Raw genomic sequence first — 23361 nt, 5'->3', positions numbered from 1 at the left:
CCCAGGTCCCGGCCGCGTACGGCGGCCGGGCCCTGGGCACACAGCCGCCCGGCGGCGCCGAGCTCTCTGAGCAGGCCGATGGGCAGCAGCCCCGCCCGGTCCCAGGCGTCGGCCTCACCTGCCACCAGGGCGGTGACGTCGGCCATCGCCTCCTCCAGCGAGGCCGCCTCGTCCAGGTCGGGTGAGCCGGACAGGGCGGGTGAGCCGGTCAGGTCTGGTGAGCCGGTCAGGCCGGGTGAGTCGGACAGGTCGGGTGAGCCGGTCAGGAGCTGGTCACTCACCCGTTCCTCCGGCCGTCGGCGTCTGGAGCCGCTCCACGAGCGCCGTCATCGACGCGACCGTACGGAAGTTGTCCAGGCGCAGGTCGGCGCCGCGGACGGAGACGCCGAAGGACTTCTCCAGGTGCACGACGAGCTCCATCGCGAACAGCGAGGAGAGCCCGCCGGAGGCGAAGAGGTCGGCGTCGGTCTCCCAGGAACGCTTGGTCCGCGCCTCCAGGAAGCGCAGGATCTCCTTCTCGGTGGCCTCGGTGGCCTCGGGCTCGAAGCTGCTCATCAGTTCTCCTCCTGGTATGCGTAGAATCCGCGGCCGGTCTTGCGGCCGAGTTCGCCCTGCCTGACCTTGTCGAGCAGGAGGTCGCAGGGGCGGCAGCCCTCGTCTCCGGTGTGCTGGTGCAGAACGCGCAGCGAGTCCACCAGGTTGTCGATGCCGATCAGGTCGGCGGTGCGCAGCGGTCCTGTGGGGTGGCCGAGGCAGCCCTCCATGAGGGCGTCGACGGCCTCGACCGTCGCGGTGCCCTCCTGCACGACCCGCGCCGCGTCGTTGATCATCGGGTGCAGGACGCGACTGGTGACGAAGCCGGGGGCGTCCCGCACGACGACCTGCTTGCGGGCCAGCGCGGTGAGCAGGGCGCCGACCGCGGCCATGGTCTCCTCGCCGGTCCTGGCGCCCCGGATCACCTCGACGGTCGGTATCAGGTAGGGCGGGTTCATGAAGTGCGTGCCGACGACGTCCTCGGCGCGCTCCGCGTATCCGGCGAGCTCGTCGATGGGGATGGACGAGGTGTTCGAGATCAGCGGGGTGCCGGGGCGCACCCGGGACGAGACGTCCGCGAGCGCCTTGGCCTTGAGTTCGGCGACCTCGGTGATGGCCTCGACGACGGCGGTGGCGTCGCCGACGCCGTCGGTGGTGGTGGCCAGTTCGAGGGTGCCGGTGCCCGCGGCGGCCGGGAGGTGGCCCATCAGCTGCGCCATGCGCAGCTCGCGGTCGATGTCGTCCCCGGCCCGGTCGAGCCGCTGCTCGTCGACGTCGACGAGCAGGACCGGTACGCCGTGTCCGAGGGCGAGGGCCGTGATGCCGACCCCCATGACTCCGGCGCCGAGGACGGCGATGCGGTGCGGGCCGGCGTGCGGGCCGGGGGCGGTGTGCGGATCGGGGGTGGTGTGCGGATCGGGGGTGGTGTGCGGATCGGGGGTGGTGTGCGGCGCTGGCGTCATGCGCCTCTCCTAGGGTGCTGGTGGGACGTCAGGGTGTGGTGGTGGGGCGGGCTGTGGTGGTGGTCGAGGGGGCGAGGACGGTGCCGAGCCAGTCGTCGACGGCCTGGGCCGTGGTGGCGACGTGCTCCTCCATGAGGGAGAAATGGTCGCCCGGCACGTCGACGACGCTCTGGGCCGTCGGCCAGGTGGCGCGCCAGTCCCCCGCGCCGGGGTCCGGCTCGCTGAGGGGTTCGCCGGCGCGGACGAGGAGAGTGGGCGCCTGCACGGCGGGCGGCGTCCAGGTGTCGAGGAGGCGGAAGTAACGGCCCATGGCGGTGAGCCGGGTGCCGTCCATGGGGGCGGCCCGCTCCTCGCGCGCGAACATTCCGCCGATCAGTACGTCGTTGAACTGGGTCATCCCTTCGTTGTCCGAGAGATATGTGTCGAGCAGCACCACCGCGGCCGGGCCCGCGCCCAGCTCCTCCAGACGGGCCGCGACGCCGTGCGCGAGGGTGCCGCCGGAGGAGGAGCCCAGCAGGACGAGGGGCCGGTCGCCGAGTTCCGTGCGCAGGGTGCGCGCCTGGAAGTCGAGGAGCGCGGACATCTCGGCCGGGACCGGTTCGCCGGGCAGGAACCCGGGGGCCGCGAGGGCGCTGACGCCGTAGCGGTCTCGGAAGCGGGCGGCGAAGCGCGCGTACTGGTGCGCGCCGCCCAGCGCCACGACGGAGCCGAAGCAGACCAGCTGGGCGGCGCTGTCGTCGCGGCACAGACGCAGCAGCTCCGGCCTGGCCTCCGCGGCCATGAGTTCGCTTCCGGTGCGGAAGTCGGGGCGCAGGGCGGCGGCGTGCTTCAGGAGCGCGATGCCGTCGTCGACCCGGCCCAGTTCGCACGCCTGCCGGAACAGCGTGCCGACGGGATCATCGGCCCCGGCCCACCCGGTCCCGGCCTGCCCGGTCACAGGCTGTCCGGTCGCGGCCTGCCCAATCACAGGCTCTCCGGTCGCGGCCTGCTCGCCCGCGGGCCCGTCGTCGAACCCGTCAGTCGCCGTGGCCAGTTCGGTGCGCAACTGCTCGGCCAGGCGGGCCGGGGTGCCGCTGTCGAGGACCGTGGTGGGGCGCAGACGCAGCCCGGTGCGGGCGGCGAGCCGGTTGCGCAGCTCGACCGCGGTCAGCGAGTCGAAGCCGACGGAGAGGAACGCTTCGTCGGCGCCCAGGACTTCGGGCGTGGAGTGTCCGAGCACGTCGGCGGCCTGGCCCAGGACGAGGTCGAGGAGGATGTGCCCGTGCTCGGCCTCGTCGGCGGCGGCGAGGCGCTGCCGCAGCGGCGCGCCGTCGGCCAGCGGCACGCCGTCGGCCACCGTGCGAGGGCCAGCCTGTGCCTTGACGAGGGAGCGCAGGAGTGGTGGCACGGTCTGGCCCCGGTAGGCGGCGAGGTCGAGGTGGACGGGTACGAGTACGGGCCCGTCGGACGCGGAAGAGGCGAGCGCGCCGTCGAACAGGGCCATGCCCTCCGCCGCAGTGAGGCCGCGCACGCCGCTGCGGCCCATGCGCCGCAGATCGGTGCCGGACAGGTCGGCGGTCAGCCCGCTGCGCTGCTCCCACAGGCCCCAGGCCAGCGAGGTGGCGGGCAGGCCGAGGCGGTGGCGTTCCGTCATGAGGGCGTCGAGTGCGGCGTTGGCCGCGGCGTACGTGGACTGGCCGGGGCTGCCGAAGACGCCGGCGGCCGACGAGTAGACGACGAAAGCCGTCAGGTCCGCGTCCCGGGTGAGGGCGTGCAGATGGTGGGCCCCGTCCACCTTGGGCCGCAGCACGGCGCTCAGCCGCTCGGCGGTCTGCGCCTCGAGGAGGCCGTCGTCGAGGACGCCGGCGGTGTGGACGACGGCGCGCAGCGGGTGCTCCGCCGGTATCCCGGCCAGGACGTCGGCGACGGCTTCGCGGTCCGCGACGTCGCAGGCCGCGAATGTCACTTCGGCACCCGACTCCCCCAGCTCTTCGACCAGTTCGGCCGCGCCTGGGCTGTCGGCGCCCCTGCGGCCGAGCAGCAGCAGGTGGCGTACTCCGTGCCGGGTGACGAGGTGGCGGGCGAGGATGCCCGCGAGGACGCCGCCTCCGCCGGTGAGCAGGACGGTGCCGTCCGGGTCGAACGTCCCCTCGGCGAGCTCGGTGGCCTCGGTGTTATCTGTGTCCTCGGCGGTCTCGGTGTTCTTTGTGTTCCCGGTGTTCTCGGCGTCCTCGGCGGGCGGCGCGGCACGGACGAGCCTGGGTGCGTGTAACACCCCTCCCCGAACGGCCAGTTGCGGTTCACCGGTGGCGAGTGCGGCGGGCAGGACCGTGGCCGTCGCGGCCGGGTCGTCGGTGTCGAGCAGCACGAACCGGCCCGGGTGTTCGAGCTGGGCCGAACGCAGCAGCCCCCATACGGCGGCGGACGCGACGGACACGGGTTCCGCGCCGGGCCCGGTCGCCCCCCGGGTGAGGACGACCAGCGGAACGGTCGCGGTCGCGGCGTCCGCGAGCCAGGCGCGCAGATGGTCCAGCGCGGCCGCGGCGACGGCGTGCACCACCTCGGGCGCGTCGGCTCCGGTCGGCGGCGAGCAGGGCAGCACCACCGCGTCCGCGCCGTCGGCCCCACCGGTGACGGGGGCGAAGCCTTCCGGCAGCAGGCGGGCGTCATGGTCCCCGAGCACCGCCCAGCGGCCGCGGACGGGCGGCGCGGAAGGCGGCTCCGCCGGGACCCAGTCCACGCGGTACAGCGAGCAGTCGAGGGTGCTCAGTCCGGCGTACGAGGCCGCCCGCAGCGTCAACGAACCGATGTCCGCGACGAGTCGGCCGTCCTCGCCGGTGATGCGCACGCTCATCGCATCGGTGCCGTCGGTGCCGTCGGGGCGCAGGGACACGCGCAGTGTCCGCCCGGTGCTCGGCCCGAAGGTCACGCGGCTCCACGAGAACGGCAGGGGCACACCGTCCCCTTGCGTGTCCACGGCTTGCGTGTCCACGGCTCGCGTGTCCACGGCTCGCAGGCCGGCGGTCTGGAGGGCCGCGTCCAGCAGCGCGGGGTGCACGGTGAAGGTGTCCGTCACGCCGTCGGGCAGGGTCACTTCGGCGAAGACGTCATCCCCGCGGCTCCAGGCGGCACGGAGCCCTTGGAAGGCGGGCCCGTACTCGACGCCCTTGGCCTCCATGGCGCTGTACAGGTCGTCGACGCTCAGCTCCCGGGCGTCCTCGGGCGGCCAGACCGTCGGCCCGGCGGGCGCCGGGTGTTCCGCCGTGCCGGGTGCGAGGTGGCCGCTCGCGTGCGGGGTCCAGTCCTCACCCGACGCGTCCACACCGGAGGTGTCCTCGGCCCGGGAGTGGAACGCGACCGTGCGCCGCCCCCGATCGTCCACGGGGCCCACGGTGAGCCGCAGTTGGACGCCCGCCGCTTCGTCGGTGGCGGGCAGGGTCAGCGGGGCGGCGAGCGTCAGTTCCTCGACCTGTGCGCAGTCGAGCAGGCCGCCTGCGTGGACCGCCATCTCCAGGAAGGCGACGCCGGGCAGCAGGGCGGTGCCGGAGACGGCGTGGTCGGCGAGCCACGGGTGGGTGGCCGTCGACAGCCTGCCGGTGAAGAGGGTGCCGCCGCCGGGCAGGTCGACCGCGGCGCCGAGCAGCGGGTGGCCGGGGTCGCGCTGGCCGGCCGAGGCCGGGTCGCCGCCGGGGGCGGGTGCGTCGAGCCAGAAGCGCTGCCGCTGGAAGGCGTACGTGGGCAGGTCGACGCGGCGGGCCCCGGCCCCCTCGTACGCGGGCCGCCAGTCGACCGGGACGCCCGCCGCGTACGCCTCGCTCAGAGCGAGCAGCAGCCGTCGCGGGCCGCCCTCGTCGCGCCGCAGGGTGCCGATCACCTCCACGTCGTGCAGGTCGGCGTCGGCCGCCGTGTCCGCGATGCCGTAGGTGAGCGTGGGGTGCGGGCTGACCTCGACGAAGGTGCGGTGGCCGGCGTCGAGCAGTCGGCGCACGGCCGCGTGGAAGCGGACGGGTTCGCGCAGGTTGCGGTACCAGTAGTCCGCGGTCAGCCCCTCGGCGGTGAGCCAGTCGGCGTCGACGGCGGAGAGCAGCGGGATCACGGGCGCGCGCGGGGTGATGCCGGCGAGCGCGGTGTGCAGTTCGTCCCGTACGGCGTCGACGGCGCCGGAGTGGGAGGCGTAGTCGACCGGGATGTTCCAGGCCATGAGGCCCTGCCCGGACAGGTCGGCGACGAGGTCGTGGACGGCGGCCGCCGGGCCCGCGACGACCACGACGCGGGGGCCGTTGACGGCCGCGACGGACACCTCGCCGCCGCGTGCGGCGAGCAGCTCCCCGGCCTCGTCCCCGGACATCATCAGCGTCGCCATGCCGCCCCCGCCGGTGACGCCGGCCAGGGCGCGGCTGCGCAGCGCGACCACGCGGGCCGCGTCGTCCAGGGTCAGGGCGCCCGCGACGCAGGCCGCCGCGGCCTCGCCCTGGCTGTGCCCGACGACGGCGGCGGGCTCGACGCCGTACGAGCGCCACACCTGCGCGAGCGAGACCATCACCGCGAACAGCGCGGGCTGCAGGACCTCCACACGGTCCAGGGACGGCGCGCCTGGCCCGCCGCGCAGGGCCGCCTCCAGGGACCAGTCCGTGTACGGGGCGAAGGCCCGCTCGCAGTCGGCCATGCGGGCGGCGAACACCGGTGAGGTGTCGAGGAGTTCGGTAGCCATGCCGGGCCATTGGGCGCCGAGTCCGGGGAAGACGAACACCGCCTTGCGGCCGCCGCGCGGGGCGGTGCCGGTGGCGCCGTCGGTGAGGAGTTCGCCGCGCGCCAGTGCGCCGAGGCCGTCGAGGAGTTCGGCGCGGCCGGACCCCACGACGACGGCGCGGTCGGCGAACCGGGAGCGGCCGGTGGCCAGGGAGAGACCGATGTCGGCGGGGTGCGGCGCCGGGTCTGCCAGGACATGGGCGTGCAGGGCGGCGGCCTGTCCGCGCAGCGCCGCCGCGCCCTTGGCGGACAGCGGCCAGGCGACCGGTCCTTCGAACTCCTCGCGCTCGCCCGACGGTTCGTCGGGGGCCTGCTCCAGGACGACGTGGGCGTTGGTGCCGCTGGCCCCGAAGGAAGAGACACCGGCGCGGCGCGGGCGGCCCGTGGCGGGCCACGGCGTCGCGGCGGTGAGCAGGGAGACGGCGCCTTGCGCCCAGTCGACCTGCGGGGTGGGCCGGTCGATGTGCAGGGTGCGCGGCAGCAGACCGTGGCGGAGCGCGAGGACCGTCTTGATGACGCCGCCGACGCCGGCGGCCGCCTGGGTGTGCGTGAGGTTCGACTTGAGGGAGCCGACCCACAACGGCCGGTCCGCAGGCCGCTGTTGTCCGTACGTGGCGAGCAGGGCCTGTGCCTCGATGGGGTCGCCGAGCACGGTGCCGGTGCCGTGCGCCTCGACGGCGTCGACGTCGGCCGGGGCGAGTCCGGCGCTGTCCAGGGCCTGCCGGATGACGCGTTCCTGGGCGGGCCCGTTGGGCGCGGTCAGGCCGTTGCTCGCGCCGTCCTGGTTGACGGCGGAGCCGCGGACGACGGCGAGGACCGGGTGGCCGGCCCGGCGGGCGTCCGACAGGCGCTCCAGGAGGACCATGCCGGCGCCCTCGCCGAAGCCCGCGCCGTCGGCCGCGGCGGAGAAGGACTTGCAGCGGCCGTCCGGTGCGAGGCCGCGCTGCCTGCTGAACCCTACGTAGAAACCGGGTGTCGCCATCACTGTCACGCCGCCCGCGAGGGCCAGGGTGGCCTCGCCCGCCCGCAGGGCCTGGCAGGCCAGGTGGAGGGCGACGAGCGAGGAGGAGCAGGCGGTGTCCAGGGTGACCGCGGGCCCCTCCAGGCCCAGGGTGTAGGCGACGCGGCCGGATGCGACGCTGGCGATGGAGCCGGTGCCGAGGAAGCCCTCCAGTTCCTCGGGCACGCGGGCGAGGCGGGAGCCGTACTCGCTGTAGATGACGCCCGCGTAGACGCCGGTGCGGCTGCCCTTGAGGGTGCGGGGGTCGATGCCCGCCCGCTCGATCGCCTCCCAGGAGGTTTCCAGGAGGAGGCGCTGCTGCGGGTCCATGGCGAGGGCCTCGCGGGGCGAGATCCCGAAGAAGCCGGGGTCGAAGGCGCAGGCGTCGTGGAGGAAGCCGCCTTCGCGTGTGTACGAGGTTCCCGGCGCGTCCGGGTCGTCGTCGAAGACGCCGTCGAGGTCCCAGCCCCGGTCGGCGGGGAAGCCGGTGACGGCGTCCCGCTCCTTGACGAGCAGTTCCCACAGGTCTTCCGGTGAGTCGACGCCGCCGGGGAAGCGGCAGCTCATCGCCACCACGGCGATCGGCTCGCGGGCGCTGTCCGCCTCGTCGGCGAGCCTGCGGTTCTCCTGGCGCAGGCGCTGGTTGTCGAGTAGGGAGGCCCGCAGAGCCTCGACCACCTGGTCGTCCGTGGACATGTTCTTCCTTTCTTCCCGCGCCGGATCAGGCACGATCGCCGCCGCCGAGTGCCATCCGCACGAGGCTGTCCACTTCCATCTCCCTGATCGCGTCGGAGTCGTCCGCCACGGCTCCCGCCGCGGTCCCGGGCTCGGTCCTGGTTTCGGTCCCGGGTTCGGTCTCGGGTTCGGTGAGGCGGAGCACCGCGTCCAGGAGTCCGGCCTCGCGGAGGCGTGTCACCGGTACGGCGGCGAGCCGTCGTTGGAGTTCCCGGTCGCCGTCCGGGCGGTCGGGGCCGGCGGGGGCAGTGGGGTCAGTGGGGTCGATGGGGTCGGTTGCCGGGGCGAGGCGCGCGGTCACGTGGGCGGCCGCGGCGGCCGGGGTCGGGTGGTCGAAGACGAGGGTGGCGGGCAGGCGCAGGCCGGTGGCCGCGTTCAGACGGTTACGGAGGTCGACGGCGGTCAGGGAGTCGAAGCCGAGGTCCTTGAACGCCTGCTCCGGGTCGATCGCTTCGGGCCCGCCGTGCCCGAGGACATCGGCGACCCTGGCCCGTACCAGCGCCTCGATCCGCTCCCGGCGCTCCTCGGCCCCCAGGGACGCCAACTGCTCGCGCAGTGAGGCTGCTTGAGCGACGTCGGCTCCGTCGGCGGTGGGCCGGGCGCCGCGCACCAGGCCGCGCAGCAGCGGCGGCACGGTGCCGCGCGCGGCACCCGCCCGCAGCCGGGCGGTGTCGAGGCGCACGGGCACGAGCAGGGCGTCGTCGCGGCGCAGTGCCGCGTCGAACAGCGCGAGGCCCTGGTCGTCGGTGAGCGCGGCGACACCGCCGCGGGCCATCCGCCGGTTCCCGGTCCCGTCCAGCGTGCCGGTCATCTCGCTGCGCTGTTCCCACAGGCCCCAGGCGAGCGACTGGGCGGGCAGCCCCGCCGCGCTGCGGCGCTCGGCCAGGGCGTCCAGGTAGGCGTTGGCGGCCGCGTAGTTGGCCTGGCCCGCGTTGCCGATGACGCCCGCCGCGGAGGAGAACAGGACGAACGCGGACAGCGGCATCCCGCGCGTCGCCTCGTGCAGGGCGAGGGCCGCGTCGACCTTGGGCCGCAGCACGCGGTCGAGACGTTCGGGCGTGAGCGAGGTGACGACGCCGTCGTCGAGAACACCGGCGGCGTGCACGACGCCCGTCAGGGGGTGCTCGGCGGGCACCCCCGCCAGCAGTTCCGCGACGGCCGCCGGGTCGGCGACGTCACAGGCCGCGAACTCCGCCTCGGCGCCGAGGGCCCGGACGTCTGCGAGGAGCGCGCCGGCCCCGGGCCCGTCGGCTCCGCGCCGCCCGGCCAGGAGCAGGTGCCGCACGCCGTGGCGGTCCACGAGGTGCCGGGCCACGAGTCCGCCGAGCACGCCTCCGGCGCCGGTGACGAGGACGGTGCCGTCGGGGTTCAGCGGCGCAGGACGTTTCTCGGTCCCCTCCTCCGGTGCCGGGGCCCGGGTGAGGCGGGCCGCGAGCAGTTTCCCGTCCCGTACGGCCAGTTGGGGCTCGCCGAGGTCCAGGGCGCCCGGCAGCAGGGCGAGCAGGTCGTCGTGGTCCTGTGCGTCGACGAGGACGAGACGGCCGGGGTGTTCGGACTGGGCCGAGCGCACCAGGCCGCGTGCCGCCGCGGCCGCGGGGTCGCTCAGGCTGTCGTCAGGGCCCGTGCGTACGGCGCCGCGCGTGAGGAACACCAGGCGGGTGTCGGCGAACCGGTCGTCGGCGAGCCACGCCTGGAGGAGTTCGAGGGTGGCGCCCACGAGTGTGCGTACGGCGTGCGCGTCCTCCGCGGCGGCGTCCTCCCCGGCGGCCTTCTGCCCGGCGGCCGCGGCGCACGGCACGACGAGTACGTCGGGCACGGGCGCCCCGCCGTCGACGGCCGCGGCGAGGCCCGCGAGGTCCGGGTAGCTGTCGGGCAGCGGCACGCCGGAACCGAGAGCGGCCAGGCGGCCTTGCCGGGTGCGGTCGGTGGCGCCGGCGGGCACGGGCGTCCACTCCAGGCGGTACAGGGAGTCGTCCGCCGCCGGGGCGGTGGCGGCGCGCAGGGCGTCGACGTCGACGGGCCGGACGGCAAGCCCCGTCACCGTGATCACCGGGCGGCCGGAGAGGTCGTGCGCGGTGAGGGACACGGTCCCGTCGCTGTCCGGCCTGTCGGCGCCCGGCACGCCGGTGTCCTGGGAGAGGCGGACGCGCAGGGCTGTGGCACCGGAGGCGTGCAGGGTCACACCGGTCCACGCGAACGGCAGCCGTGCGGTGCCCGGTGCGAGGTCCGCGCCCCCGCCGCCGGGCGCCAGCCACAGCCCTTGGAGCGCCGCGTCGAGCAGCGCGGGGTGGATGCCGAAGGCGGCGGCCGCCACCTGCTGGTCCTCGTCCAGGCGTACCTCGGTGTACAGGTCGCCGCCGTGCCGCCAGGCGGCGCGCAGCCCCTGGAAGGCGGGTCCGTAGCCGTAGCCGGCCGTGGCGAAGCGCTCGTAGAGGTCCCCGACGTCGACCGGCTCGGCGCCGGCCGGGGGCCACCCCGCCCCGCCCGCCGGTGGCCCTTCCGCGGCCGTTTCGGCGAGGACTCCGGAGGCGTGCGGCGTCCATGGCGCGTCGGCCGCGGCGTCCGGCCGTGCGTGTACGTCCACCGTGCGGCGGCCGGTGTCGTCCGGGGCGCCGACGCGCACCTGGAGCTGTACGCCGCCGGTGGCGGGCAGCACAAGGGGGGCCTGGAGGGTGAGTTCCTCCAGGACGGGGCATCCGGCCTCGTCCCCGGCGCGGACGGCGAGGTCCACGAACGCGGCGCCGGGCAGCAGCACGACATCCGATACGGCGTGGTCGGCGAGCCAGGGGTGGGTGCGCGCCGAGATCCGCCCGCTGAGCAGCGTCTCGCCGGTGTCGGCGAGCTCGAAGGACGCGGCCAGGAGGGGGTGTCCGGTCGTGCCGAGACCCGCTGCCGTGACGTCGCCGCCGGTGTCCGGGCCCGGCACGGCCCAGTACGGCTGGTGCTGGAAGGCGTACGTGGGCAGGTCGACGCGGCGTGCCGCCGTGCCCGTGAACAGCGGTGCCCAGTCGACGGGGGCGCCGTGCGCCCAGGCGGCGCCGAGGGACCGGAGCACGCGCTCCATGCCGCCCTCGTCACGCCGCAGCGTGCCGAGCACGGCCGCTTCGCAACCCGCCGACTCCAGGGTCTCCTCCACCGCCGGGGTGAGGACCGGATGCGGACTCACCTCGATGTACGTACGGTGGCCCGCCGCGGCGAGGGCGCGGACGGCGGACTCGAAGCCCACGGTGCGGCGGAGGTTGGTGTACCAGTAGCGGGCGTCCATCGTCGCCGTGTCGAGCCAGTCGTCCGTCACCGTGGAGTACAGCGGGATGTCCGCCGTGGTGGGCTCGATGTCCTTGAGGGCGGTGGCCAGTTCGGCTTCGAGGGCTTCCATGTGGGCGGAGTGGGAGGCGTAGTCGACGTCGACGCGCCTGGCGCGCACCCCGTCGGCCTCGCACGCCGCCATGAGCTCCTCCAGGGCGTCCACGTCACCGGAGACCACCACCGCGGACGGCCCGTTGACCGCGGCCACCGACAGCCGTCCGTCCCAGGCCGCGATCCGCTCGGCGGCCCGGCGCGACGGCAGCGCGAGCGACACCATGCCGCCGTGCCCGGCGAGCCGGGCGATGGCGCGGCTGCGCAGGGCGACGACCTTCGCCCCGTCGTCCAGCGTCAGCGCGCCGGCCACCACGGCCGCGGCGATCTCGCCCTGCGAGTGCCCGACGACGGCGTCAGGGACGACGCCGTACGCCTTCCACAGTCGCGCGAGGGACACCATCACGGCGAAGAGGACGGGCTGCACCACGTCGACGCGGTCCAGGCCGCCGCCGTCGCGCACGACGTCGAGCAACGACCAGTCGACGTGCGGGGCGAGCGCGTCCGCACAGGCGCGCATGCCGTCGACGAACTCCCTTGACTCATCGAGGAGTTGACGCGCCATGCCGGTCCACTGCGACCCCTGTCCCGGGAACATCAGGACGGTGCGTCCTTCGGGGTCGGCGACGCCGCTGACGGCCGGGGTGTCGCCCGCGGCCCACTCCTTCAGGGCGGGCAGCAGACGGTCCCGGCCGCCGACGAGGACGGCGCGGTGCGGGAAGGCGGTGCGCCCTGCCAGGGACAGGGCGACGTCCGCCGGGTCGGCCGGGGCCGTCCGGGTCAGGTGGTGGAGCAGGCGGTCGGCCTGGGCGCGCAGGGCGTCGGCCGAGCGGGCCGACAGGAGCCAGGGCACGACTTCGGGGGCCGGGGCCGGTTCGGGCTGCGCTGTGGTGTGCTCGGGGCCCTGCGCGGTCTCCGGGCCTTCGGCGGACAGCTCGGGCGCCTGTTCCAGTACGACGTGGGCGTTGGTGCCGCTGAGGCCGAAGGAGGAGACACCCGCGCGGCGCGGCCTGCCCGTCTCCGGCCACCGCTCGGCCTCGGTGACGAGCACGACGTCGCCCTCGGTCCAGTCCACGTGGGTGGTGGGACGGTCGGCGTGGAGCGTTGCCGGGACAGTGGCGTGGCGCAGGGCCAGCGCCGTCTTCATGACGCCCGCGACACCCGAAAGGGCCTGTGTGTGGCCGATGTTGGACTTGAGGGAGCCGATCATGAGGGGTCGCCCCTCGGGCCGTTCCTGACCGTACGTGGCGAGGAGCGCCTGGGCCTCGATGGGGTCGCCCAGAGTCGTACCGGTGCCGTGTGCCTCCACCACGTCGACGTCCGCGCCGGACAGGCCGGCGTCGGCGAGGGCGGCGCGGATGACGCGCTGCTGGCTGGGCCCGTTGGGGGCCGACAGGCCGTTGCTGGCGCCGTCCTGGTTGACGGCGGAGCCGCGCAGCACGGCGAGGACGGGGTGGCCGTTGCGGCGGGCCTCGCTGAGCCGCTCGACGAGCAGCACGCCGGCTCCCTCGCCCATGCCCATGCCGTCGGCGTCGTCGGAGAACGCCTTGCACCGGCCGTCGGCGGCGAGGCCGCGCTGCCGCGAGAAGCTGATGAGGGCGCCGGGTGTCGCCATCACCGCGACGCCGCCGACCAGGGCCAGCGTGCAGTCACCGGCGCGCAGCGCGCGGGCGGCCAGGTGCAGGGCGACCAGGGACGACGAGCAGGCGGTGTCGATGGTGACCGCCGGGCCCTCCAGACCGAGCGTGTAGGCGACGCGCCCGGAGACGACGCTGGGGGCGCTGCCGGTCAGCAGATGGCCCTCGCCCTCCGCGGAACGGGCCACCGCGGCACCGTAGTCGCTGTAGTTGACGCCTGTGAAGACGCCCGTGCGGCTGCCGCGCAGCGCCTCCGGGTCCAGGCCCGCGCGTTCCAGGGCCTCCCAGGAGATTTCGAGGAGGAGCCGCTGCTGCGGGTCCATGGCGAGGGCCTCGCGGGGCGAGATGCCGAAGAAGGCGGCGTCGAAGTCGGCGGCGTCGTGCAGGAATCCCCCGTGCCGGGTGGTGGAGGTGCCGGGGTTCTCCGGGTCGGGGTCGTAGAGCGCGTCGAGGTCCCAGCCGCGCCCGGCCGGGAATCCGGTGACGGCGTCGCCGCGGTCGGCGAGCAGCTGCCACAGCTCCTCGGGCGAGGTGACGCCGCCGGGCAGGCGGCAGCCCATGGAGACGATGGCGATCGGCTCGTCGCCGGCCGCTTCGGCACGGGCACGGATGTCCGTCACCACCGCCGTCCCGTCCGCTGTCCCGTCCGCCGTCTCGTCCGCTGTCTCTTCCGCGCCGAGCAGGCAGGACTTCAGGTGGGCGGCGAGAGCGGTGGCCGACGGGTGGTCGAAGACGAGGGTCGACGGCAGCCGCAGGCCGGTCGCCTTGTTGAGCCGGTTGCGGAGCTCGACGGCGGTGAGGGAGGCGAAGCCGAGCTCCTGGAACGCCTTCCCCGGCGGTACGGCGTCGGCGCGGTCGTGGCCGAGGACGGCGGCGGCGTGGCCGCGGACGAGGTCGAGCAGCAGCCGGTCACGCTCGGCGGGCTGCCGCAGCGCGGTGAGCCGCCGCCGCAGCTCGGAGGCGGCCGGGGCGTCGGCCTCGCCGTGGCCCTCCAGGGCGCGGCGGGCCTCGGGGACGGTGCGCAGGAGCGGGCTGGGGCGGCTGGAGGTGAACACCGGGGCGAACTGCTCCCAGTCGACGTCGGCGACGGTCACGAGCGTCTCGTCGTCGTCGAGGACGTGCTGGAGCGCGGTGAGCGCCCGTTCGGCGTCGATCCGGGGCAGGCCGTGCTCTTCGAGGTTGAAGAGGTCGGTGTCCTCGGTGGCCGGCGCGCCGCCCTCGGCCAGAGGCCCGGCCCGCCAGATGCCCCAGTCGACGGTGGTCGCGCTCAGGCCGCGGCCGCGCCGGTGCTGGGCGAGGGCGTCGAGGTGGGCGTTGGCCGCGGAGTACGCGCCGTGGTCGCCGCTCCCCCAGACGCCGGCGATCGAGGAGAACAGCACGAACGCGTCGAGTTCGCGGTCCAGCAGCGCGTCGAGGTGCGCCGCGCCTGCCGCCTTGGCTGCGACGACGCTCTCGTACGCCGATACGGGGATGGTGTCGAGCGGGGCGAGCGCGATGTACGCGGCGGCGTGCACGACGGCGGTGACGGGCGTGCCGTCGGCGTCGAGCCCGGCGAGAAGCCGTTCTACCTGGTCGCGGTCGGCCAGGTCGCAGACGGGCATGGCGAGGGTCGTGCCGAACTCGGCGAGCTCCGCGCGGAGTTCGCCCGCTCCTGGCACGTCTCCCCCGCGGCGCCCTGGCAGGACCAAGTGCGTGGCGCCGCCGCGTGCCAGCCAGCGGGCCAGGTGCGGGCCGAGCGCTCCGGTGCCGCCGGTGAGCAGGACGGTGCCCCGGGGCCTCCAGGCGCGCGCGGGGTGGGCGGTCCGGGGGGCGCGGACGAGACGGCGGACGGCGAGACCGGTGGGGCGCACCGCGAGCTGGTCCTCACCGTCGGGACCGCCGAGCGCGGCGCAGAGCCGTTCCCCGGCGCGGGCGTCGACCGTCCCGGGCAGGTCCACCAACCCGCCCCAGCGCTGCGGGTGTTCCAGCGCGGCGACCATGCCGGTGCCCCACACCTGCGCCTGCGCGGGCGCGACGAGCGGATCGGCCGCACCCGTGGACACGGCGCCCTGGGTGGCACACCACAGGGGCGCGCCGACACCGAGGTCACCCAGTGCCTGGACGAGCGCGAGGGTCAGGACCGTCCCTGCGGGCAGGCCCGGGTGGCACGGATGCGGGGAGTCGGCCAGCCCGAGAAGCGAGAGAACCCCGGAGAGGGCGCGCCCGTCGACAGCGTCGGTGAGGGTGGCGGCGAGTCGGGTGCGGTCGAGACAGGTGTGGTCGGTGGTGTCGCGGGGGGCGGTGACAGGGCCGTCGAGGGCGGGGCCATCGGGGGCGAGTCGGGGCGCGTTGGTGATGTGCGTCGCGCTGCTCAGCGGGACGGCTGTCGTGAGCACCTCGGCCCCGTGTTTCCGCAGGGCCCGTACGACGGCCCGCGCCGTTTCGGTCTGCTCGTGGTCTTCGGGGATCAGGACCAGCCATGTCCCGTCGAGCGCGGGGGCGGGCGGGTCGGGGACGGGGTGCCAGGTGACGTGGTAGCGCCAGGCGTCGGAGGGGTCAGGGGCGGTCCGGTGGCGCCACTGGTTCAGGGCGGGGAGGACCTCGCGCAGCGGTTCCGCGTCGACGGCGAGGGCGGTGGCCACCTCCGTCACGTCGCCGCGTTCCACCAGGCCCCAGAAGCCCGTTTCGCCGTCGCCGTCACCATCGTCGACCGGTGGCGGTGGCGACGCGGGTGTCAGCCAGTGGCGGCGCTGTTGGAACGGGTACGTGGGCAGGTCGACGCGGCGCGCGTCCCCGCCCTCGTACACCCTTCGCCAGTCCACCGGCACACCGCGCGCCCACAGTTCGGCCGCGGAGGTGAGGGCGCGGCGGAGGCCGCCCTCGTCGCGGCGCAGGGTGCCGGTGACGACGGCGTCGGGGGCGCCCGCGGACTCGGCGGTGTCCTGGACCGGCACCGTCAGGACGGGGTGCGGGGACACTTCGAGGAAGACTCCGTGGCCCTGCTCGGCGAGTGCGCGGACGGCGGTGTCGAAGCGCACGGTGCGGCGCAGGTTCCGGTACCAGTACGCCGCGTCCATGGCCGTGGTGTCCAGCCACTCCCCCGTGACGGTGGAGAGGAGCGGGATGCGGGAGGCGGCCGGGGTGATGCCGGAGAGGGCCGTCAGGATGTCGTGTTCGATGCTCTCGACGTGCGCGGAGTGGGAGGCGTAGTCGACGGGGACCGTGCGGGCCCGCACACCGTTCATGGCGCAGGCCGCGGTCAGTTCGGCGAGGGCCGCCGCGTCACCGGACACCACCACGGACGCCGGACCGTTGACGGCGGCGACCGACAGGCGCGACGCCCAGGGGGCGATCACTTCCTCGGCCCGCTCAAGGGGCACCGCGAGCGAGACCATGCCGCCGTCGCCCGCGAGCGCGGCGATGGCCCGGCTGCGCAGGGCGACGACCTTCGCCCCGTCCTCCAGGGAGATCGCCCCGGCGACCACCGCCGCGGCGATCTCCCCCTGGGAGTGCCCCACCACGGCGTCCGGTTCGACACCCCAGGACCGCCACAGGGCGGCCAGCGACACCATCGTCGCGAACAGCGCGGGCTGCACCACGTCGACCCGGTCCAGCGCGGCCGCGCCGGGCCCGCCGCGTACGGCATCGCGCAGCGACCAGTCGACGAAGGGCGCCAGCGCGTCCTCACAGGCGGCCATGGAGCGGGCGAACTCCGGTGCTGTGTCGAGGAGTTCGCGGCCCATTCCGGGCCACTGCGCGCCCTGCCCCGGGAAGACCATGGCGATCCGTCCGGGCGTGGGCTCCGCGAGGCCGGTGACGGCGGCCGCGGCGTTCTCGGGGTCGCGGGCCATCTCGTCCAGCGCCGCGAGGAGTTCGGCGCGGTCGGCGGCCGTCACGGCGGCGCGGTGCGCGAACGCGGTCCGTGTGGTGGCGAGCGAGTAGCCGATGTCGGCGGGGCGCGCGTCCGGGTCCCCGGTGAGGCGCGCCCTGAGGCGTACCGCCTGGTCGCGCAGGGCGGCCGCGGTGCGCGCGGAGAGCACGCACGGCACGACGTCCGGCACGACGTCCGGGACGGTGCCGCCGATGCGCTCGGTGGTGCCATCGGGGACCGCGGGGCGCGGCGGCGGCTCGGACTCCGGGGCCTGTTCCAGGATGACGTGGGCGTTGGTGCCGCTCATGCCGAAGGAGGAGACGCCCGCCCGGCGCGGCCCGCCGGTCTCGGGCCACTCCCTGGCCTCGGTCAGGAGCGCGACACCGCCTTCGCTCCAGTCCACGTGCGGTGTCGGCTCGGTGATGTGCAGGGTCGGCGGCAGCATGCCGTGGCGCAGCGCGAGAACCGTCTTGATGACGCCGGCGACCCCGGCGGCGGCCTGGGTGTGGCCGATGTTGGACTTCATCGAGCCGAGCCACAGCGGCTGTCCGGCGCGGCGTTCCCTGCCGTACGTGGCGAGCAGCGCGTCGGCCTCGATGGGGTCGCCGAGGGTGGTGCCGGTGCCGTGGGCCTCGACGGCGTCGACGTCGGCGGCGGACAGGCCCGCGTCGGCGAGCGCGTCGCGGATGACGCGCTGCTGGCTGGGCCCGTTCGGCGCGGTGAGGCCGTTGCTGGCGCCGTCCTGGTTGACGGCGGAGCCGCGCAGCACGGCGAGGACGGGGTGGCCGTTGCGGCGGGCGTCCGACAGGCGTTCCAGGAGGAGCATGCCGACGCCCTCGCCCCAGCCGGTGCCGTCGGCGGAGGCCGAGAACGGCTTGCAGCGGCCGTCGGCGGCCATGGCTCCCTGCCGGCTGAACTCGGTGAACACCGACGGCCGCGACATCACGGTCACGCCGCCCGCCAGGGCGAGGGAGCACTCCTCGGCGCGCAGTGCCCGCGCCGCCTGGTGCAGGGCGACGAGCGACGCCGAGCAGGCGGTGTCGACGGTGACCGCGGGCCCCTCCAGGCCGAGTGCGTAGGCGACGCGGCCGGACATGACGCTCATCGAGTTGCCGGTCATCAGGAAGCCCTGGACGGTCTCGGGGGCGCCGGTGCCGAGCTGGGCGTAGCCCTGGTCGATGGCGGCGGCGAACACGCCGGTGCGGGAGGCGCGCAGCGACGCCGGGTCGATGCCGGCGCGTTCGACGGCTTCCCACGCGGCCTGGAGCAGCAGCCGCTGCTGCGGGTCCATCGCGACGGCTTCGTGCGGCGACACGGCGAAGAACTCGGCGTCGAAGTCGGCGGCGCCGTCGATGAACGCGCCCCGGCAGGGCACGCCGCCCGCGGTGAGCCGTGCGGTGTCCCAGCCGCGGTCGCCGGGCACGCCGGTGACGGTGTCGCGGCCGGCGGCGAGGAGGTCCCACAGCTCCTCGGGGGTGCGGACGCCGCCGGGGAAGCGGCAGCTCATCGAGACCACGGCGATCGGCTCGCGGTTCCTGCCCTCCGCCTCGCGCAGCCGTCGGCGGGTGTCGCGCAGGTCGACGGTGACGCGGTTGAGGTAGTCACGGAGCTTCTGCTCGGTGGCCTGTGACTTCTGCTCGGTGAGCTGCGGCTTCTGCTCGGTGGGCTGTGACTTCTGCTCGTTCCGTGCGTGCTGCGGCTTCTGTACGGGACTCACGAGATGCCCAGCTCCTTGTCGATCAGGTCGAAGATCTCTTCGTTGGTGGCGGACTCGACGGCTTCGGCGGAGTCCGCGTCGCCGTCGGCCGCGTCGGCCCCGGCGGTCCCCGTCGCCGGTTCGAGGCGGGCGAGGACGACGCGCAGCCGCCGGGCGAGGTCCGCGCGCCGCTGTGCCCCGTCGGTGCCCGCGCCGGCCAGTTCGGTCGTGAGCGCGTCGAGCCGGTCGAGTTCGGCGGCGCCCGGTGGCGCGGCCGGTGCGGCACCGGCGAGGAGCCGGCCGGCGAGGTGGCGGGCGAGCGCTTCGGGGGTGGGGTGGTCGAAGACGAGCGCGGCCGGCAGCCGGGTGCCGGTCACCGCCATGAGCCGGTTGCGGAGCTCGACGCCGGTGAGCGAGTCGAAGCCGAGCTCCTTGAACGGCCGTTCCGCTCCGATCAGGTCGGTGGAGGCGTGGCCGAGGACGGCGGCCGCGTTGCCGCGCACCAGGTCGAGCAGGGCCCGGTGGGCCTCGGCGGGCGGCAGCTGCGCCAGCTGCTCGGCGAGCGAGGGCCCGGTGCCGCCGGTGGTCCCGGCGGGGGCCGCAGGCGCGGCACCGCGGCGCGCACCGCGTACAAGGCCGCTGAGCAGCGGCGGCAGCGGGCTGCCCGTGGCGGCCGCCGCGCGCAGCGTCGCCGTGTCGATGTCGGCGGCAAGTACGTGCGGCTGCGCCGCGGTCAGCGCCGCGTCGAAGAGGGCGAGGGCCGCTTGGGTGGTCAGGGCGCCGATGCCGCCCCGCGCCATCTTCCGCACGTCGGCGTCGGTGAGGTGTGCGGTCAGGGCGCTGCGCTCCTCCCACATGCCCCATGCGACGGAGACGGCGGGCAGCCCTTCGGACCGGCGGCGTGCGGCCAGTGCGTCGAGTGAGGCGTTGGCGGCGGCGTAGTTGGCTTGTCCGGCGCTGCCGAGCAGGGCGGCTCCGGAGGAGAACAGGACGAAGGCGGCCAGGTCGCGGTCCCGGGTCAGTTCGTGCAGGGCGAGCGCGGCGTCCGCCTTGGGCCGCAGGACGCGTTCGAGCTGCTCGGGGGTGAGCGCGGTGACGGTGGCGTCGTCGAGGACTCCGGCGGCGTGCACGACACCGGTGAGCGGGTGCGTGTCAGGTATGCCCGCGAGGAGTTCGGCGAGCGCGGCACGGTCGGTCACGTCGCAGGCCGTGACGGTCACGTCGGCGCCCGTCTCGGCGAGTTCGCGTACGAGCTGTTCGGCGCCCGGGGCCGCCATGCCGAGGCGTCCCGTCAGGAGCAGCCTGCGTACGCCGTGGGCGGTCACGAGGTGGCGGGCGACCAGGCTTCCGAGGGTGCCGGTGCCGCCGGTGATCAGGACGGTGCCGTCTGGGTCGAGGGGTGCGGGCAGGGTGAGGACGTTCTTGCCGATGTGCCGGGACTGGCTCAGGTGGCGGAACGCCTGGGGGGCCTGGCGCAGGTCCCAGCAGGTGAGGGGCAGCGGCGTCAGGACGCCCCGCTCGAACAGGGACAGGACTTCGGCGAGCATCGCGCCGACCCGCTCCGCCCCGGCCTCCATCAGGTCGAAGGCCCGGTAGTGGACGCCGGGGTGTTCGCGTGCGACCTCGTCGGCGTCGCGTACGTCGGTCTTGCCCATCTCCACGAAGTGGCCGCCGCGCGGCAGCAGCGTCAGTGACGCGTCGACGAACTCCCTTGCCAGGCAGTCGAGTACGACGTCCACGCCTTGGCCGTCGCTGGTTGCGAGGAAGCGGTCGGCGAAGTCGAGGGTGCGGGTGGAGGCGATGCGGTCGGCGGTGAGGCCGGAGGCCCGCAGCACGTGCTGCTTGGCCGGGCTCGCCGTCCCGTAGACCTCGGCTCCGGCGTGCCGGGCGAGCTGGACGGCGGCCATGCCGACGCCGCCCGCCGCCGCGTGCACGAGGACCGACTGGCCGCGCCGCAGCCCGCCGAGGTCGAACAGGCCGTAGTAGGCGGTGAGGAAGACGATCGGCACCGACGCGGCCTGCGCGAAGGTCCAGCCGGCCGGTATCCGGGCGAGGGTGCGGCGGTCGGCGACGGCGGTGGGCCCGAAGGCGCCGCCGAAGACACCCGTCACCCGGTCCCCCGGCGCCAGGTCGCCGACGCCCGCGCCCACCTCGAGGACGACTCCGGCGCCCTCGCTGCCGAGCCCTGCCTGGTCCGGGTCGAGTCCGAGGGAGACCACCACGTCGTGGAAGTTGAGGCCCGCGGCCCGTACGGCGACACGGACTTGTCCCGCGCCGAGCGGGGCGAGCGCGTCGGGCGCGGGGACGGTCGCGAGTCCGTCGACCGTACCGTCCCCGGACAGGGCGATCTGCCAGGCGTCCGCGCTGTCGGCCGGCGGCACCAGGGTGTCCCGGCCGGGCCCCGCGGTCAGGCGCGGCACGAGGACTTCCCCGGAGCGCACGGCGACGTGGGGTTCGCCCGAGGCGAGCGCTGCGGGCAGGGCGGCACGGGATTCCGGCCGGCCGTCGAGGTCGACGAGCAGGAACCGGCCGGGGTGTTCGGTCTGCGCGGTCCGCAGCAGCCCCCACACGCCGGAACGCGTCCAGTCGGCCGCCCGGTCACCGGGTCCGGTGGTCACCGCGCCCTGGGTGACGACGGCGAGGACGGAGTCGTCGAACCGCTCGTCGGACAGCCACTCCTGTACGAGGGCGAGGCACTCGGCGGTGGTGGCGTGGAACGCCGCGACCTCATCCATACCGACGCCCGTACCGGTGTCCGTACCGACGTCCGTACCGACGTCGGTGCCCGCCTCCGAGCCACCGTCCGCGCCACCGCCCGGGCCTTCGCGCACGGCGTCCGGCTGTGGGCAGTCGGCGACGACCAGGGCGGGTACGGGACTGTCCGGCTCGCCGCGCAGGACAGCCATGTCGCCCCAACTCGACGCCTCCAACGGCTCCTTTGCGTCCAGCGCGGGCACCCAGTCCACCCGGTACAGCCCGTCCCGGCCGTGCCCGGCACGCTGTGTCCCGGCCGCCGACGCGGGGCGCAGGGCGAGCGAACCGGCCGACAGGACCTCCTGCCCCGCGAGGTCGTACACGGTCAGGGCGACGGCTTCCGGCCCCTCGCCGGTGAGCCGGACCCGTACGGCGGTGGCCCCCGTGGCGTGGGCGGTCACGTCGTTCCAGCTGAACGGCAGGCGCGCGGTGTCGTCGCGGCCGGGCAGCAGCGCGGCGGTCTGCAAGGCGGCGTCCAGGAGTGCCGGGTGCAGGCGGTAGGCGGGGGCGTCGGCGTGCTGCCGCTCGTCCAGGACGAGTTCGGCGCAGACCTCGCCGTCCCTGGCCCAGGCGGCGCGGATGCCCTGGAACGTGGGCCCGTACGTGTATCCGGCGGCCGCGAACCGTTCGTAGAGGCCGCCGATGTCCACGGCCTCGGCGCCGGGCGGCGGCCAGGCGACGAGAGCGGGTGCCGCGGGCCGGGCCAAGGGGGCGACGGCTCCGGTGGCGTGAGCCGTCCATGAGGACACCGAGGCCACCGAGGCCACCGAGGACGCCGAGGACCCGGAGGACCACGAGGATGCGTCCCCGGAGTCCGGATCGGTCTCGCGCTCGGCCCGCGAGAAGAGGCCGAGCGTCCGTCGCCCGTCCCCGTCGGGCGCCCCGAGCCGCACCTGGACGCGGACGGCGCCCTCGTCGGGCAGCAGGAGCGGTGCGGACAGGGTGAGTTCGTCCACCGTGGCGCAGCCGGCTTCGGCCGCGGCGCGCAGCGCGAGTTCCAGGAAGGCGGTGCCGGGCAGCAGGACGGCCCCGTCGACGGCGTGCTCGGCGAGCCACGGGTGGGTGCGCCGCGAGAGGCGGCCGGTGCACAGGAGTTCACCCGTGTCGGCGATCTCCACGGCGGCGCCCAGGAGCGGATGTCCTGTCGTCCCGAGCCCTGCGGAGGCGACATCCCAGCTGGTGGTCGGGACGTCCAGCCAGAGACGGCGCTCCTGGAAGGGGTAGGTGGGCAGGTCGGTGCGGGTGGCTCCGGTGCCCTCGAAGACGGGAGACCAGTCGACCGCGATGCCGTGCGTGTGGGCCTGCCCCAGAGCGAGCAGCATCCGCTGGAGCCCGCCCTCGTCCCGGCGCAGCGTGCCCAGGACCACACCGCTCGCCCCGGCCGCCTCCAGAGTCTCCTCGACCGCCATGGCCAGCACCGGATGCGGGCTCACCTCGACGAAGGCCCCGAAGCCGTCACCCGCCAGAGTCCGCACGGCCGCCTCGAACCCGACCGTGCGACGCAGGTTCGCGTACCAGTACCCAGCACCCATCACCGAGGTGTCCAGCCACTCCCCCGTGACGGTCGAGAACAGCGGGACGTCACCGCGGACCGGCGAGACGCCGTCCAGAGCCTCCCTCAACTCCTCCTCGATCTCCTCCACATGGGCCGAGTGCGATGCGTAGTCCACATCGATACGACGGGACCGCACCCCCTCGGCCTCACAGCTGCCCAGCAACTCGTCGAGGGCGTCGGAGTCACCCGACACCACCACTGCCGCGGGCCCGTTGACGGCGGCCATCGAAAGCCGCCCGCCCCAGGCGGCCAGCCGCTCCTCCACCGCGGCGGACGACAGCGCCAGCGACACCATCCCGCCGCGCCCGGCGAGGCGCACGATGGCCCGGCTGCGCAGGGCGACGACCTTCGCCCCGTCCGCCAAGGACAGCCCACCGGCCACCACCGCCGCCGCGATCTCCCCCTGGGAGTGCCCGACGACGGCATCGGGCACCATGCCGTGGGCACGCCACAGCCGCGCCAGCGACACCATCACCGCGAACAGCACCGGCTGCACGACATCCACCCGCTCGAGCCCGTCGCCCGAGCGCACCACGTCCAGCAGCGACCACTC

5 protein-coding genes and 1 pseudogene are annotated in these 23361 nt (G+C 75.2%); all 6 read right to left on the bottom strand.

What is annotated here, in order from left to right; translation table 11 throughout:
* Window positions 1-281 (bottom strand): annotated as a pseudogene (locus tag AB0N81_RS41460) (hypothetical protein); the annotation flags it as partial.
* A complete protein-coding gene (locus AB0N81_RS41455; RefSeq protein WP_365368034.1) occupies window positions 274-555 on the bottom strand; it encodes an acyl carrier protein in 282 nt (93 codons plus the stop codon). The gene AB0N81_RS41455 and the pseudogene AB0N81_RS41460, both read right to left, overlap by 8 nt.
* Window positions 555-1496 carry a 3-hydroxyacyl-CoA dehydrogenase NAD-binding domain-containing protein gene (locus tag AB0N81_RS41450; protein ID WP_365368032.1) on the bottom strand — a complete coding sequence of 314 codons (942 nt, stop codon included), beginning with the start codon at window positions 1494-1496 and terminating at the stop codon, window positions 555-557. The genes AB0N81_RS41455 and AB0N81_RS41450 overlap by 1 nt, the downstream gene beginning before the upstream one ends.
* A 28-nt stretch (window positions 1497-1524) precedes the next feature.
* Window positions 1525-7920, bottom strand: a complete 6396-nt coding sequence (locus tag AB0N81_RS41445; RefSeq protein ID WP_365368030.1) for a type I polyketide synthase — start codon at window positions 7918-7920, stop codon at window positions 1525-1527.
* A gap of 25 nt (window positions 7921-7945) precedes the next feature.
* Window positions 7946-18520 (bottom strand): type I polyketide synthase, encoded by a 10575-nt coding sequence (locus tag AB0N81_RS41440; RefSeq protein ID WP_365368028.1) that lies wholly within the window; start codon window positions 18518-18520, stop codon window positions 7946-7948.
* On the bottom strand, window positions 18517-23361 hold a 4845-nt coding region (locus AB0N81_RS41435; RefSeq protein WP_365368026.1), incomplete at its 5' end, for an SDR family NAD(P)-dependent oxidoreductase. The genes AB0N81_RS41435 and AB0N81_RS41440, both read right to left, overlap by 4 nt.

Source organism: Streptomyces sp. NPDC093510, from assembly GCF_040683555.1.
GTDB lineage: Bacteria > Actinomycetota > Actinomycetes > Streptomycetales > Streptomycetaceae > Streptomyces.
Note: the sequence above shows the minus strand (reverse complement) of the source record. Positions and strands in the feature narration are given on the sequence as shown.